This is a genomic window from Caldanaerovirga acetigignens, assembly GCF_900142995.1.
In the GTDB taxonomy this organism is placed as follows: domain Bacteria; phylum Bacillota; class Thermosediminibacteria; order Thermosediminibacterales; family Thermosediminibacteraceae; genus Fervidicola; species Fervidicola acetigignens.
Window position 1 is genome coordinate 21,247 of record NZ_FRCR01000002.1, and the last position, 14,017, is coordinate 35,263.

Below are 14,017 nucleotides of genomic sequence, written 5' to 3' on the forward strand. Positions count from 1 at the left end.
CATATTAAGGATTTTGAAATTCCAGCTTCCTAAATCCGCCGTAATCTTTCGCCATCTGTTCGTACAAAGGCTTGCCCAAAAGGAACTGGTAAATCTCATCGGCCTTTTTGGCCGGGTCTATATCTTTAAATTTTTCGGGAAAAATCACTTTTCCGGCAAAATAAGCGTCAGCAATGGCGGTGTCGATGTTCGTGGTGTAGTAATTATAGGGCATCAGACTGTAAACCTGGCCTGTTTTGACCGCCCTCAGGGACTGGTAAAACCGGGGGTTTTTCTTGTAATCTTCCAACACCAGGGAAAGCCCCCCTGCATCGATAAAAATGATATCGGGGTCCCAGCTCAGGAGTTTTTCCCTGTCTATCATGACACTCCCTGTTTTACCCGTTTCATCAACCACATTCCGGGCATTGATAGCTGCAAATGGCGGATATTTGGCCTGGGTGCTCTCGATGCCGTGCGCCCCCTTCATGCCCAAGGCCCCTACGTAAACTCTGGGCTTTTTGTCTGCAGGAATATCCTTTGTCCTATCATGCAAGTCCTGCTGGCATTTTTGCATGTAATCAATAACCTCCTGGGCTCTTTCCTCCCTGCCGATAATTTTTCCAATCAGCCTCAGGGACTTATAAACATCTTCGTCAAAGGTGGCAACCTTGCCGTAGCTTAAGACCACTACCGGAATATTCGTTTTAGCCTGCAGTTCATCTGCCTGAGCCCTGTCCACCAGCGAGACTACAAAAATTACGTCAGGTTGGACCTTTGCAAGCTTTTCCGCATCCGGCGTGGAATTGGGCCCTCCTGGACCAATGGCGGGCAAATCTTTTAATTCAGGATAGGCTAAAATGTAAGGTCGGCCTGTGGAGGGCCACTGTTTTTCTACGTTTTCCACGCCTACTACCTTACTGACGCCTTTGACATAGCAAACCAGCCGCAGGGCACCGGGGCCGATGGCCACCACCTTATTTGCCGGAACGGGAACTTGTACCTGCCGGCCGGCCAGGTCGGTAACAACAGTTTTCTGCACTGCCGCTGCTTCTTCCTGCTTAGTTGTTTTAGCACCGCACCCACTAATCATAATAATGGGAACAAGCAGGGCAAACAGCATTGCCATTGCCTTAAAGGCTTTCATGCGCATTTATTTCTCCTCCTTTTTTGATTTTTCGAACCAACCGATGCACGCCCCTGAAATGCTGTCAAGATCAGAAGAATATGGCTTTATGTCTATCAAAGGACTGCCGTCAACAGCATCGAGACCTTTTACCACCAGGCGGTTTTCTCTGACCTCCAGCAGCTCGGCCACGCAAAATGCTATGGGATTGGGCCGGGATGGGGAGCGGCAGGCAAAAACCCCTCGGATTTCGGGACCAAAGGGCGTTCTGGTTTGAAGGGTATCCCGCGATGCCAGGTGACACCAGTATAAAACGATAAGATGAGACGCACTTTCTATACCCTCTAACCCGCCGCAAAATTTCGGATAAATTTCTATTTCCGAAATATCATCCGAAAGCCGCCCCTGGCGCGGTGCTTCCTTCACCGTTCGGTACGGGCTGTGAATCTTTCCAATGGGCATAAGTTCCATCAAAGCATCCCCTTCCAGACATATAGTGTTACTCTTTTTTAATTTTGTAACACTAATTTTATCACACTTTTTGCACTCAATCAAGTTAAATTTTTAACAATCATCTTGAAAGATACGTCTCGTAATAGCGATAGACCGTTCAACCTACAAATGGGAAAAGTATTACAAAAAAAGGACAGCAGTAGAAAGAATAAACAGCAGATTAGAAATCGGCTGTTGCATAAAAATAAGCTATTAACTGTAGAAAGCAATAAAAAAACAAAGAAGCCACATAAACAGTGGTTTACTTTAGTGTTGCCTTTTTTGGTTAGAAAAATATGGCTCTGGTTGACTCAAGACTCTTTTTTTGGTATTTTCATGTTAAAAAGGAATTAGATCAGTTCTGAGAGAGAGGAATACATTATAGCTAGGAGCAAAATCTGCGAAACTGGTTCGGTAAGAGGGGTGAAATATTGCAAAGTGTGAGCAACCTGGGTTTAGCTTTGGATAGTGATGAGCGGGTGTTTGTGCGAGATAAGGTTCATATTGTTCTTGGGGATGCGTTGGACTGGTATGACCAATGGCCTTCCCCAACTGTAATCATTTCAGATGGCCCTTATGGTATTGCGGGATTTCCCGGCGATCCGCCGACGCCTGATGTCTTAGCTGAATGGTATGAACCCCATATTGTAGCCTGGTCGAAGGCGGCTACTCCTGTGACCACCCTGTGGTTTTGGAATTCCGAACACGGATGGGCAAATGTTCACGGGGTGCTGCAAAAGTATGGATGGTCTTTTGTGAATTGTCATATTTGGAACAAAGGTATAAGCCATATAGCTGGCAACTCTAATACAAAAACGCTTCGCAAGTACCCTGTTGTTACTGAAGTATGTGTGCAGTATGTACGAAGGGCGGAATTCCGTGTGGGACATCGGGTTATGACCATGCAGGAATGGTTGCGCTATGAATGGGAACGTAGCGGTCTTCCCCTTTCAAAAGCCAATGAAGCAGCCGGGGTCAAGAATGCAGCCACAAGAAAGTATCTGACCAAAGATCACCTTTGGTATTGTCCACCGCCGGACGTTTTTGAGCGCCTTGTTGCCTACGCCAACCAGTACGGAGACCCGAACGGCCGTCCATATTTCTCGCTTGACGGGAAGCGTCCTCTTACCGCCAAAGAGTGGGCAAACATGCGCCCAAAGTTTTATTGCGAGCCAGGGGTTACGAATGTTTGGGATGAACCGTCTGTGCGCGGTCCTGAACGTATTAAGGTTCCTGATCGTATCAATAAGGCGTTACATGCTAATCAGAAGCCACTTAAGCTGACAGAACGGATTATTCGGGCTAGCTCTGATCCGGGAGATGTTGTCTGGGCACCATTTGGAGGGTTGTGTACGGAGGCCATTGCATCCCATAAGTTGGGCCGAGTCCATTACAGTGCTGAAATTAACCCTAGATACTTTAAAATTGCTATTGAAAGGTTGAAGACGTATGACAGGTCCTAGGACACCAATACGTGAAGAACCGAGTAGGGAATGGGAACACTATAACTTATGGGTTAACGTCAAAGAGGCTCTTTACAATCTTCCTTACCAATTTCACACAGATACGTACATTGAAGGTGTTAGCCTTACGGATCTTCCAACGTTATCTCCTGCGGTAGGGACGACGATCGAGCAGCAGCTGGTGGATAATTTGAATCAAATACGGTCAGTGTGGGACCCGGAAGGCAGGTACAGCGAATATGCGTTCATTCGCCAGGCGCAGACGTTTCCTGATGTTCTTCTCACGAAATCGGGCGGAGGAGATATCACTCCTATTCTTGGCATTGAGCTTAAAACGTGGTATCTATTGGCAAAAGAAAAAGAGCCAAACTTTCGATTCTGTGCTACAAAAGAGGCATGCGCACCTGCGGATTTGGTTGTTATTGTGCCCTGGCTATTATCACAAGTTATTTCTGGACGTCCGAAACTCCTAAAACCATTCGTGGAAAACGCAAGGTATGTCGCTGCATGGCGGAATTATTATTGGGAGCATACTAGACAGACCGAGGACGATAGAGGAATCATAGTGCCTGAAGATGTACGTCCCTATCCGCGTAAGAGCGATGCTATTAACGATAGACCTGTATCCGATCGTGGCAAGAATTTTGGGCGTATTGCCAGAACAGGTATTATGGAAGAATACATAGAGGAAATATATAACGAACGTATAGCGGGTATCGAGATTCGTCATTGGTTGCGATTTGTGAAAATTTTTAGTGAAGGAAGAACGCGAGAGGAAATAGAGCAGGAATTTGAACGATTTGAACGAGAGATAGAACAAGGTAGGTACGGTAAAAATGAAGGAAAAATAGAAAGTGTTTGGATGATATTAACCGGTTTGCGGCGTTTAATATGGGAAGAGAGCGGGACTGATTCCTAGAGGAACAGCTAGCTAGAAGAGCTCTTCTTCCGGGAAATAGAGCGACTAGCTTCTGAATTTTGAAATCTGGAAAACAAAATAATATCACTGAAGTTATGATATAATTTTCCATAAAGTACAAATACTACCAACGGTACTATGATAAATCAATTTCTAGTCTATCCTGAAAATAATGTTCCGAAAAAAAGCAATAAAAAAGTAAGCCCATACCTATAAGCTGCCCTTTAGAAGGCCGTGACGCAGTAAATTTGCAATCCATTCAGCATCCTTGACATCAGTTAAAAAACAACTCCTTAGCGGCTTTAATATTGAAGGGCTGATGCAACAACCATAAGGGGTTATTCTATCCTGCGTGCTTCCCTAAAAAAATCGATTGACATAATCCTAAATGAATGTTAATATTTATATCATCAAAATTGAATAAGAAAACTCTTATCGAGAGCAGGTGGAGGGACTGGCCCGATGAAACCCGGCAACCGGCAACTGCGAGCGCAGTTGCAGCGGTGCTAATTCCAGCAGAACGTTACGTTCTGGCAGATAAGAGGTTTTTTAACCCTCTTCTCGATGTCAGAAGGGGGTTTTTTGTTGCATTTTTGGGAAGGGGAGGGATTTAATTGATTCGGATAAGGAATCTCACAAAGGTCTACACTTCGGCTTCGGGAACCGTCAAAGCGTTAGACGGCATAAATCTCGACATCGAAAAAGGAGACATTTTCGGAATAATAGGTTTAAGCGGCGCAGGGAAAAGCACCCTACTTCGGTGCATCAATTTGCTGGAAAAGCCCACATCAGGCTCTATAGAAATAGACGGCGTGGAGATGACCGGACTTTCCCCCAAAGAGCTTAAAGAGATGCGCAAGAAAATCGGCATGATTTTCCAGCACTTCAACCTGCTTTCCTCCCGGACCGTGTGGGGGAATGTGGCCTTTCCGCTGGAAATAGCCGGTTTTGACAGGAAAACCATAAACGAAAAGGTAGAAAATCTCTTGAATCTGGTTGGGCTTTCCGACAAGGCAAAGTCCTTCCCTTCGCAGCTTTCGGGAGGGCAAAAACAAAGAGTCGGCATCGCCCGGGCTCTTGCCTGCGACCCGAAAGTTCTGCTCTGCGATGAGGCGACTTCGGCACTGGACCCGGAAACCACCTTTTCAATCCTGAAACTTTTAAAAGACATCAACGAGAAGCTGGGCATCACCATGGTGGTCGTGACCCATGAGATGAACGTGATAAAGCAAATATGCAACAAAGTGGCAGTTATAGAAAAAAGCCGGGTGGTGGAGCAGGGGACGACTTTCGAAATATTTTCAAGGCCGAAAACTCAGACGGCTCGCAACTTTTTAAAATCTATTTTCATCTGCGAAATTCCCGAAGAGCTTAAAGTGAAAATAAAGGCCTTAAACGGAAACCTGGCAGAGGGCCGCGTGGTCAAAATAGGATTTTTCGGTAAAATTACTGCAAAGCCCATCCTCTCGGAGGTTGTGAAAAAATTCGGCGTGAACACCAATATCCTGTACGGAAACATAGACCACATCCAAGGTACTCCCTTTGGAACTTTGGTGGTGCAGTTCGAGGGGAAAAACGGGACGGCCGACAGGGCTCTTTCATACTTGCAATATATAGGCCTTGACGTGGAGGTGGTGGAAATTGGCTGAAAGTGTAAAGCTGCTTTTTAGTGCAACCCGTGAGACTATCTACATGGTGGCGGTGTCGGTGCTCATAGCATCCATTTTCGGGATACCTCTCGGCGTCCTGCTTTATTCCACCGACAGAGGAAGGATTTTGGAAAACAGCCCCTTGAATAAAGCTTTGGGCACCATCGTCAATATATTCCGTTCCATTCCTTTCGTCATTTTGTTAATAATGCTCATTCCCTTTACCCGGTGGCTCGTGGGAAAATCCATAGGCACCACGGCCGCCATAGTTCCCCTTTCGGTGGCAGCCATTCCCTTTATGGGAAGGCTCACCGAAACGGCCTTGCGCGAGGTAGACCGCGGCGTCATCGAAGCGGCACAGGCCATGGGGGCGTCTCCTTTTCAGGTCATCACAAAAGTTTTAATCCCCGAGGCCCTGCCTTCGATCGCCGCTGGAATAACTATAACCGCCATAAACCTGGTGGGGTATTCCGCCATGGCCGGCGTGATAGGAGGTGGTGGACTAGGAGACCTGGCGGTGCGCTATGGATACCAGCGCTTCATGCTCGACATCATGCTCTACACCGTGGCAATACTCGTGATTATGGTGCAGCTCATCCAGGTCCTTGGAGATTTGGTGGTAAAGTCCCTTTCCAAACATCGTTAATCAATCAAAAATTTTTGCATTAAGGAGGGACCTTGAATGAAAAAATTTCTTGCGGTGTTTTTAACACTCAGCATCCTTGCATTCCTGCTTTCGGGATGCGGGCAAAATCAATCTGCCAGCGAAAATAGCGCAAATCAGCAGGTGCAAAATGAAAAAGTGACGATAAAGGTTGGAGCTTCTCCGGTGCCCCATGCCGAAATCCTGGAAGTTGTAAAGCCGATTCTGGAAAAAGAGGGGATTAATCTAGAAATTGTGGAATTTACCGACTATGTTCAGCCCAATTTGAAATTGGCAGAAAAGGAACTCGACGCCAACTATTTCCAGCACATTCCGTACCTTGAGGAGTTTTCAAAGGAGCACAATCTAGATTTGACCTACATCGCAAAGGTCCACATCGAGCCCATGGGGGCCTATTCCCAAAAGATTAAAAATCTTGGCGAACTAAAAGAAGGAGCCACCGTCGCCATACCCAACGACCCGACCAATGCCGGAAGAGCTCTTTTGCTCCTGCAAACAGCGGGACTCATTAAATTAAAGCCTGAGGAGGGGATAAAAGCTACAGTTGGCGACATTGTTGAAAATCCAAAAGGTTTGAAGATAACCGAACTTGAGGCTGCAACCCTCCCCCGGGTACTGCCGGACGTGGACCTGGCGGTGATCAATACCAACTATGCTCTGGAGGCAGGGCTCGTTCCCACAAAGGACGCGCTCATCATTGAAGATGCCAACTCGCCCTATGTAAACGTGTTGGTGGTCCGAAAAGGAGACGAATCAAGGCCGGAACTCAAAAAACTCGCCGAAGCATTGAATTCGCCCGAAGTCAAAAAGTTCATCGAAGAGAAATATCAAGGGGCCGTCGTGCCCGCCTTCTAATAGCGGAGTGATTTTATGGCATACTTTTCCAAAACTTTCGGCGTAATCGCCGGAACGCCTCAAGACACAAAAATGGGCGTGGAATTCATGAGAAAAAAGGGGTTTGATGCGGTGGGAATTCCTACCGCCTCAAACCCCGAAGAGCAAAATATGCTGCAGTACCAAAAAGCCGATACCCTTACTCAAAAAGTCATCGCCATTATCGACGAGTTCCATAAAAAGAACATAAAAAGCATTATGATATACTGCAATTCTCTTTCGGCAGCCATAGACTTTAACCTCGTAGAAAACAAATATCCTTCTTCCTATATCTTAACACCACTTCAATCGTACCGCAACCTGGCGTCAAAATACAGCCGCCTTATCGTCTGGGCCGCCAACGCCCAGTCCCTCAAGGTCATAGAACAGATTCTATACGAAAGCAACCCATCCATCCGGGTCATCGGAGTTACCCTCCTCCCGGTGGTGAATGCCATTGAAAATTTAATGCCGCCGGAAGACATCTTCGAGAAGTTCAACCTTGCCAATTTCTTGCCAAAAAGTTTCGGAGCCGAGGGACTGGTGCTCGGCTGCACGCACTTCCCCTATTTGAAAAAAATACTCGAAGAAAAGCTCGATGTAACAGTCGTCGACCCGATGGAGGAAGTGCTGAGAGATTTCGTTTTACGCTTAAACGCATTTTAATATCAATTTTGCCAAGGCCGCCTCTTTTGTGTCCGCACCCATAGAGACGACTCCGGCTTCCAGGGCCTTTACTCCGACCTCGTAGAGAGTCAGGTCCACCCCTTCGAAGGGCACCTGGGTGGTGACCGCCACCGTTATTTCCGACTCTACAAGTTCACGGATGGCAGGAAGAAGGTTCCGCGGCGGACGGAACGTTATACCCCCCGCCCCGAAACTTTCTATCAGCACCGAATGGTAACCCTTTTCTTTGGCAAAAAGCAGCACTTCTGGCTCGATGCCCGGGTAGAGTTTGACAAGAAGCACCCTGGTGTCGAGCCTGTCGTAAAGGACGGCAGGGCAAGCTTTTTTTTCCTCAGGGTTTATTTCTCCTCTTTCGGCGATAAGGTTCCAAACTTTTGCAATCCGCCTCCCTTCGGCCTTCAAGGCCTCCTCATCCCATTCGATGGCCCCTTCGCACACCTTGCCGGCATAAGGAGCGTTTACGCTCCAGAAGGCATCAAAGCTCGAGGTTTTCATCTTGCTCGCTCTGTCGCCGAAAATAACCTTTCCGTCAAAGACCACGAAAACACCGGGCCGGCCCGAAGCGGCCACCCTGAAGCTGTCGAGCAGATTTTTTCTGGCGTCGCTTTTTTCCTCGCCGATGGATTTTTGGGCGCCGGTCAGCACTACCGGCTTTTTTAAATAGGTGAGCATGTATGTAAGGGCCGCTGCAGTGTATGCCATGGTATCGGTGCCGTGGGAAATCACCACTCCGTCAAAATCATAAAGCGCATCGCTCACCGCCCTGGCTATGGTCACCCAGTCCTCAGGCTGCATATTGGAACTGTCTATGTTCATTATGAGCTTCCCTTCTATTTGCGCAAAATCCGAAAGTTCAGGCAAAAGTGCGAGCATTTCTTTCTCAGTAAAGGCAGGCCTTAAACCCTCAGGACCGGGTACCGAGGCGATGGTACCGCCTGTTGCAAGAAATGCCAATTTTTTTATTTTTAAGTTCATCCATTTCCCTCCTTTTAAGTAACTTGTCTGTCATAATATTCATTCCCCGCAAATATACTAAGCATACGATGTACAAATTATACCATAATTACCAGTGCTCGGGGTCTACTACGTTTATAGGATTTATGGGGCGCTGTAAAAATGCCTCGCCCACTTTTATAAACCTTTCCGGGTCGTCGCTCACAAAAAATTTATAATGAGGTAAGAGCCCTTGTCCCCTTTCCAGGCCTTTTTCAAAAAGTATGGCTGCTACTTCCCTGGCAGTTTCAAGCGCCGAATCTACCAATGTAACTTTATCTCCCATTACTTTCTTTAACGTCGGTTTCAGGAGGGGGTAATGGGTACATCCCAGCACCAGCGTGTCTATACCCTCTTTTTGAAGCGGAGCAAGGTAAATTTTTGCCGTATGGTATGCGACTTCGTTTTCCAGCCAACCTTCTTCAACTAGGGGCACAAATAGGGGGCACGCTCTTGAAAATATAGCTATATTCTCATTTATGGCGCGTATTGCCCTTTCATAAGCTCCACTTTTTACCGTCCGCTCGGTGCCTATCACCCCCACCTTCCTGTTTTTTGTAGCTTTCACGGCTGCCCTGGCTCCCGGTTCTATAACTCCGACCACCGGTACAGGCAACATGTCTTGAAGCTTTTCCAAGCACGTAGCACTGACGGTGTTGCAGGCGATCACAATCATCTTCACATCTTGTTTCATAAGAAAACTTACTCCCTCTTTGGCAAACCGGGTGATGGTCTCCTTGGATTTGGAACCGTAAGGCACCCTTGCAGTATCGCCCAGATAAACTATATTTTCCCAAGGCATAAGGTTCATTATTTCCTTTGCCACCGTAAGTCCACCGATGCCGGAGTCGAAGATTCCTATTGGTTTTTGACTTTCCATATTCCGACCTCCTGCGCAAGTATAAAAACTTTTTATCTTTGTGATAATAATATTATTTAGTTTACACCAGTTTTTATAATCTTTCCAGCGGAGAAAAATCCCACAAACAGCCATCTGCAGCGACTAACAGTCCAAGTCTTGCCTGTATGACATGACTTATACTCCTTCCTTCAAAATACGTCTTTACTCTTTCACCGCCGGGCTTTAGCATCACAAGGCCAGCATCGGTGGGAATAAATATAGCATCGGCGCATGAAAGAGGCAATGCGGCAGGGGACACATTTAAATCCTCTTCCCACTTTACATTTCCTTCTTCGGTATCAATGGACATTACCTTTCCGCTACTAGCTACAACAATCGCACTTTTTTCCAAAAAACAGAGCGCATGAATTTTTTCCCCAAAATTTTTATTCCAGAGCATCTTCCCCGTCCTCGCATCCAGGCAAAATATGCTTCCTTCATCGTTTACCGCAAACGCTTTTTTTTCAAAAACCGAAACAGGCCCTTTTATGAACCCGGGAAGTCTTGCTTTCCAAAATAGCGCGCCTTTATCATCTAGGCAGTATACTACTGAAAGTGAGCCGAAATACAAAAAATCCAAGGCTAAAGTCATAGGGGTGATGTAGTCAGCACCTGTCCTGTACCGCCACATTATTTCCCCACTCCAGTTCAGGGCGTATAAAACTCCACTCCTTGATGAGGCGTACACGCCATTTTCATTTGCTACAGCAGGAGATTCAAAATCATCACGGGCAAATTCAAATTTTGCCTCACCGGAATAGGCATCTAATGCAACTAGCGAAGATGCTGAAACTAAAACTGCCTCCTGGGCAAGGCTCATAGAGCTCGGGGAAATCTTTTTCCTCCACTTAAATTTTTTGTTTCCAAGGTCGAAGGCCCCTATTGAATTTTCCTCTGCAACAAAAACCGAGTTTTTCTTTGCGGTTAGGGCAACCAGCCCTTTTACTTTTGCCAGTTTCGAAACCTCAAGGGATGAGCCCAAAAACACCGGAGAATGACCGGTATGGCAAAAATCTCTTTTTAGCGTCACCCATTCTCCGGCCCCTTTTTTTATCATCTTTTGCAGAACATCGAAGAAAATTCCGTCAGCAATCCCGGTCGGCTTTATTTTCATTAATCTTTGAAACTTCCTAACGGCGTGCTCAGTCTCAGGGCCGAATACGCCGTCGACCTTTCCGCAATAAAGTCCGAACCACTTTAGTGCCTGTTGAATGTGCCTTACATCAGTACCCACCATATAAGGCCTCGTTTTTCGAAGTTCCCTGCTACCCCCTTGGATATAAACAAGCCGCACCCTTCACCACCTACCCCGGCATTTTACCCCCCATAATCTCAGATTATTCGCAATGAATTTTTTTTGTGAAAAATATAAAGCCAGGGTTTTTAAAAGCCCTGGCTGTGCGCCCTCGGGAGCTATTTTTTATTTTTCGCGCTGTCTTCCATGAGCATTCGCTCTGCTCTTTCTATGGCAAGCCTTACCAGGTTGCCGCAGTCCCTGGAAGACACGCTTCCCCAACCCTCTCTCGCGACGATATCCGCCACCCCAAGCTCTTTTGCAAGTTCGTACTTGAGGGCTTCAGACATGACGCCGCGCCTTCGGGCCATCAAGCTCCCTCCTTAAATTTTTTCGCACATTATTATGGTGCGTAATAAGCAGAAAAATATGTTGATAGTACCCTCTAATTTTGCCATTTATTGTTAAAAAATTTAATTCCCTGCATACCATAAAAGCCCCTTTTAATCAGGGGCTCTTGACCGCTTTCATCCGACCTGTTCGGCCTGCCGGTAATACTCCATTTCCACGCTTTCCCTGTCGGCCAGCACCTTTATGAAATTGGTTTCGGGGTCTTCGGTGCCCTGCAGGTGGCAGCCTTCGGCCTTGAGTGCCTTTGCGTATTCTATGACTTCTCTTGTAATGCGCTCTCCAGGACATATAATAGGTATTCCGGGCGGGTACGCCATCAGCATCTCGGCGCTGATTTCGCCTTCTGACTCCTCAAGATGCATAACCCTTTTTTCGCTGTAGAATGCAAACCTAGGCGAAACCACCAGTTCCTGGTTTTCCGGGAGGCTTGCAGCAATCTTTATGACGTTTTTCCTCGCGTATTTTTGCGCTATTTCTTTTATGGCATCGACCAAGGCAGCCAAGCTCTCTTCGCTGTCGCCTATGGCGCCTACAGCCAAAACGTTATAAAGGTCGGAAAGTTCTACCTGGATATGATATTCGTACCTCAGTATCCTTTCTACTTCAAAGCCGGAAAGCCCTAGCTCCCTAACGTTAATGGCAAGTTTCGTCGGGTCGTATGCGTAGCACCCCTCGGTGCCTTCGATTTCCCTTCCCATCACGTATATTCCGTCTATGGAATTGAGCTTACTCCTTGCCTCTTCGCAAAGTTTTATGGTCCTTTCAAGCATCTCCCTGCCCTTCAAGGCTATCTGTTTTCGAGCAACATCGAGCGATGCCATCAAAGGATAGGAAGGGCTGGTGGTCTGGGTCAAATTCATGGCTGCCTTTACTCTTTTGTCGTCAACCAGATTCCCTTTTACCAGCAGTATGGAGCTTTGCGTCATGGACCCCACGAGCTTGTGGACGCTGGCGGCGCTCATGTCTGCGCCGGCCTCCATCGCAGAAAGAGGAAGCTCCGGATGAAAGCCGAAGTGGGCTCCGTGGGCCTCGTCCACTATTACAGGCTTTTCAAAGGCGTGGGCAATTTCTACTATCTCTTTGAGGTTCGATGCCACGCCGTAATAAGTGGGGTTTATAACGAAAACGGCCTTGGCGTTAGGGTGCTCCACCAAAGCTCGCCTTACGCTTTCCGGAGTGATGCCCATGGCAATTCCCATGTAATCGTCTATCACGGGCTTTATATAAACTGGCCTTGCACCGCTCAATATCAGGCCTCCGACCACCGAACGATGGGCATTTCGCGGGATTAATATCTCATCTCCGGGCCCTGCCACCGAAAGGATCATAGCCTGGATGCCCGAAGTAGTGCCATTTACCAAGAAGTGGGCATGGTCAGCACCGAAGGCATCTGCTGCCAATTCTTCTGCCCTTTTGATTACGCCAAGGGGGTTGCAGACGTTGTCAAGGCCGAGGAGGCCTGCGGTGACATCAATGGCCAGAATATTTTCTCCTACAAATTCCCTGAATTCTGGAATTCCCCTGCCGCCCTTATGCCCCGGCACGTGGAAAGATATGGTGCCGTCTTCCACGTACTTTTTTAGGGCGGTAAAGAGCGGCGTTTCTTGCTGTTCCTCAACTCTCATAATCAGTCTCCCTCCCATCTTTTTAACATACTAATTAAAGCACAGAACGAGTGGAATTTCAATATAAAAACCAGAACAAAATGTTAATTTTTTGTTAAGAAACGGTGTAATAATGAATAAATATTTTTATAACCTAATATTATCCACGCCATTTGGGTTAATCGAAAATTCCGGCGAAATATGCCCGTTTAATGCCGCTTTTCAATTATTTGCGGCAAGTTTAAAGCTCTGCTGGAACTTATCCCACGCCGCCTGAAGCCAATCCGCAGTTTTGAATTTTACCACTACAGGCACTTTTTCTCTGGTTTCAATAATATCTACGCAGTTCCCTTTGCTTTCGGTTTTTTTTGCAGACGCTTGTACTTTATTGCCTTTCTTATGTTCCTGCGCTTTATTTTCTTTTTTGCTACTTTCGCCTGCCATCAAGCTTTGATTTTCCACCAATTTTGGCTCTTCTTTTGCTATACCGTGGGTGATGTCCACGAAGCAAAGCGGCGGGAACAGGATGCACCACCAGTTTTTGCCTTCTCCTTTCCCTATAATAATCCTCAATGCCTCATATTCGCCTGGCGGGAGGGTGATAAAACCGTAGGTCTTTACGGGAAATTGGAACTTGCCGAAGAGGGCTTTTACATCGTAATCCTTTCCTCTTTCTCTTACTACTTTTTTTGCTATGGCCTCTATGGTTTCGAGGTGAGACTTAATATAATCCCTAGCTTCATCTATATTGTCGAAATTAGAAAGGTCATCTTCCAGTGCTTTCAACACCGCATCGCGAACATGAAGCTTCAGCTCCTGCTCTTCTTTAGAATTGCCACTGGCCACTACGTGAAACCTTATTATATTAGTGGGATTTTTTTGGGCATCTATACTATGACCCGCTATGCCCGATACCCCTGCAAGTGCACCAGCAACGGAAAGCACCGCCACCATCGCAGTTATTGTAGCCACTTTTTTAAGAGCCGACATTTTGTCCTCCCCCTTGCTAATTTTTCCATCTA

At 46.7% G+C, this 14,017-nt stretch carries 14 protein-coding genes and 1 riboswitch; of the genes, 6 read left to right on the top strand and 8 right to left on the bottom strand.

The features are described from left to right. Positions 1 to 4: 4 nt before the first annotated feature. Complete coding sequence (locus BUB66_RS01670) at positions 5 to 1,132, bottom strand: iron ABC transporter substrate-binding protein (RefSeq protein ID WP_073253708.1); 1,128 nt, start codon at positions 1,130 to 1,132, stop codon at positions 5 to 7. Beyond that, a complete protein-coding gene (tsaA, locus tag BUB66_RS01675) occupies positions 1,133 to 1,576 on the bottom strand; it encodes a tRNA (N6-threonylcarbamoyladenosine(37)-N6)-methyltransferase TrmO (RefSeq protein WP_073253711.1) in 444 nt (147 codons plus the stop codon). Between the two features lie 461 nt (positions 1,577 to 2,037). Between tsaA and BUB66_RS01680 the strand changes: the two genes are divergently transcribed. From BUB66_RS01680 to BUB66_RS01705, 6 genes are all read left to right on the top strand, one after another. Then, positions 2,038 to 3,060, top strand: coding sequence for a DNA methyltransferase (locus tag BUB66_RS01680; RefSeq protein ID WP_244269726.1), 1,023 nt, complete (start codon positions 2,038 to 2,040; stop codon positions 3,058 to 3,060). A 190-nt stretch (positions 3,061 to 3,250) separates the two neighbouring features. Next, positions 3,251 to 3,979 carry a hypothetical protein gene (locus BUB66_RS01685; RefSeq protein ID WP_143156178.1) on the top strand — a complete coding sequence of 243 codons (729 nt, stop codon included), beginning with the start codon at positions 3,251 to 3,253 and terminating at the stop codon, positions 3,977 to 3,979. A 429-nt stretch (positions 3,980 to 4,408) separates the two neighbouring features. Continuing rightward, positions 4,409 to 4,523, top strand: a riboswitch (SAM riboswitch). A gap of 70 nt (positions 4,524 to 4,593) precedes the next feature. Continuing rightward, the gene (locus BUB66_RS01690; RefSeq protein WP_073253716.1) at positions 4,594 to 5,628 is read left to right on the top strand and encodes a methionine ABC transporter ATP-binding protein; all 1,035 of its coding nucleotides are present in this window, start codon (positions 4,594 to 4,596) and stop codon (positions 5,626 to 5,628) included. Continuing rightward, positions 5,621 to 6,274 (top strand): methionine ABC transporter permease, encoded by a 654-nt coding sequence (locus BUB66_RS01695; protein ID WP_073253719.1) that lies wholly within the window; start codon positions 5,621 to 5,623, stop codon positions 6,272 to 6,274. The genes BUB66_RS01690 and BUB66_RS01695 overlap by 8 nt, the downstream gene beginning before the upstream one ends. A 36-nt stretch (positions 6,275 to 6,310) precedes the next feature. Further along, complete coding sequence (locus tag BUB66_RS01700; RefSeq protein WP_073253722.1) at positions 6,311 to 7,147, top strand: MetQ/NlpA family ABC transporter substrate-binding protein; 837 nt, start codon at positions 6,311 to 6,313, stop codon at positions 7,145 to 7,147. A gap of 15 nt (positions 7,148 to 7,162) precedes the next feature. Continuing rightward, positions 7,163 to 7,831: an aspartate/glutamate racemase family protein gene (locus BUB66_RS01705; protein WP_073253725.1), complete on the top strand. Its 669-nt coding sequence runs from the start codon at positions 7,163 to 7,165 to the stop codon at positions 7,829 to 7,831. Here BUB66_RS01705 and BUB66_RS01710 read toward each other — a convergent pair. The 6 genes from BUB66_RS01710 to spoIIR all read right to left on the bottom strand — a co-directional run bounded on the left by BUB66_RS01710 (position 7,817) and on the right by spoIIR (position 13,985). After that, a complete protein-coding gene (locus tag BUB66_RS01710) occupies positions 7,817 to 8,827 on the bottom strand; it encodes an asparaginase (protein WP_084098554.1) in 1,011 nt (336 codons plus the stop codon). The genes BUB66_RS01705 and BUB66_RS01710 overlap by 15 nt on opposite strands. An 88-nt stretch (positions 8,828 to 8,915) precedes the next feature. Beyond that, a complete protein-coding gene (gene murI, locus BUB66_RS01715; RefSeq protein WP_073253728.1) occupies positions 8,916 to 9,725 on the bottom strand; it encodes a glutamate racemase in 810 nt (269 codons plus the stop codon). A 73-nt stretch (positions 9,726 to 9,798) separates the two neighbouring features. Then, the gene (locus tag BUB66_RS01720) at positions 9,799 to 11,040 is read right to left on the bottom strand and encodes an outer membrane protein assembly factor BamB family protein (protein ID WP_073253730.1); all 1,242 of its coding nucleotides are present in this window, start codon (positions 11,038 to 11,040) and stop codon (positions 9,799 to 9,801) included. A gap of 119 nt (positions 11,041 to 11,159) precedes the next feature. Next, positions 11,160 to 11,351: a small, acid-soluble spore protein, alpha/beta type gene (locus BUB66_RS01725; RefSeq protein WP_073253733.1), complete on the bottom strand. Its 192-nt coding sequence runs from the start codon at positions 11,349 to 11,351 to the stop codon at positions 11,160 to 11,162. 156 nt (positions 11,352 to 11,507) lie between these two features. After that, on the bottom strand, positions 11,508 to 13,016 hold the full coding sequence (locus BUB66_RS01730; protein ID WP_073253736.1) for an aminotransferase class I/II-fold pyridoxal phosphate-dependent enzyme: 1,509 nt from the start codon (positions 13,014 to 13,016) through the stop codon (positions 11,508 to 11,510). 201 nt (positions 13,017 to 13,217) lie between these two features. Further along, positions 13,218 to 13,985, bottom strand: a complete 768-nt coding sequence (spoIIR, locus tag BUB66_RS01735) for a stage II sporulation protein R (RefSeq protein WP_073253738.1) — start codon at positions 13,983 to 13,985, stop codon at positions 13,218 to 13,220. Positions 13,986 to 14,017 lie beyond the last annotated feature (32 nt).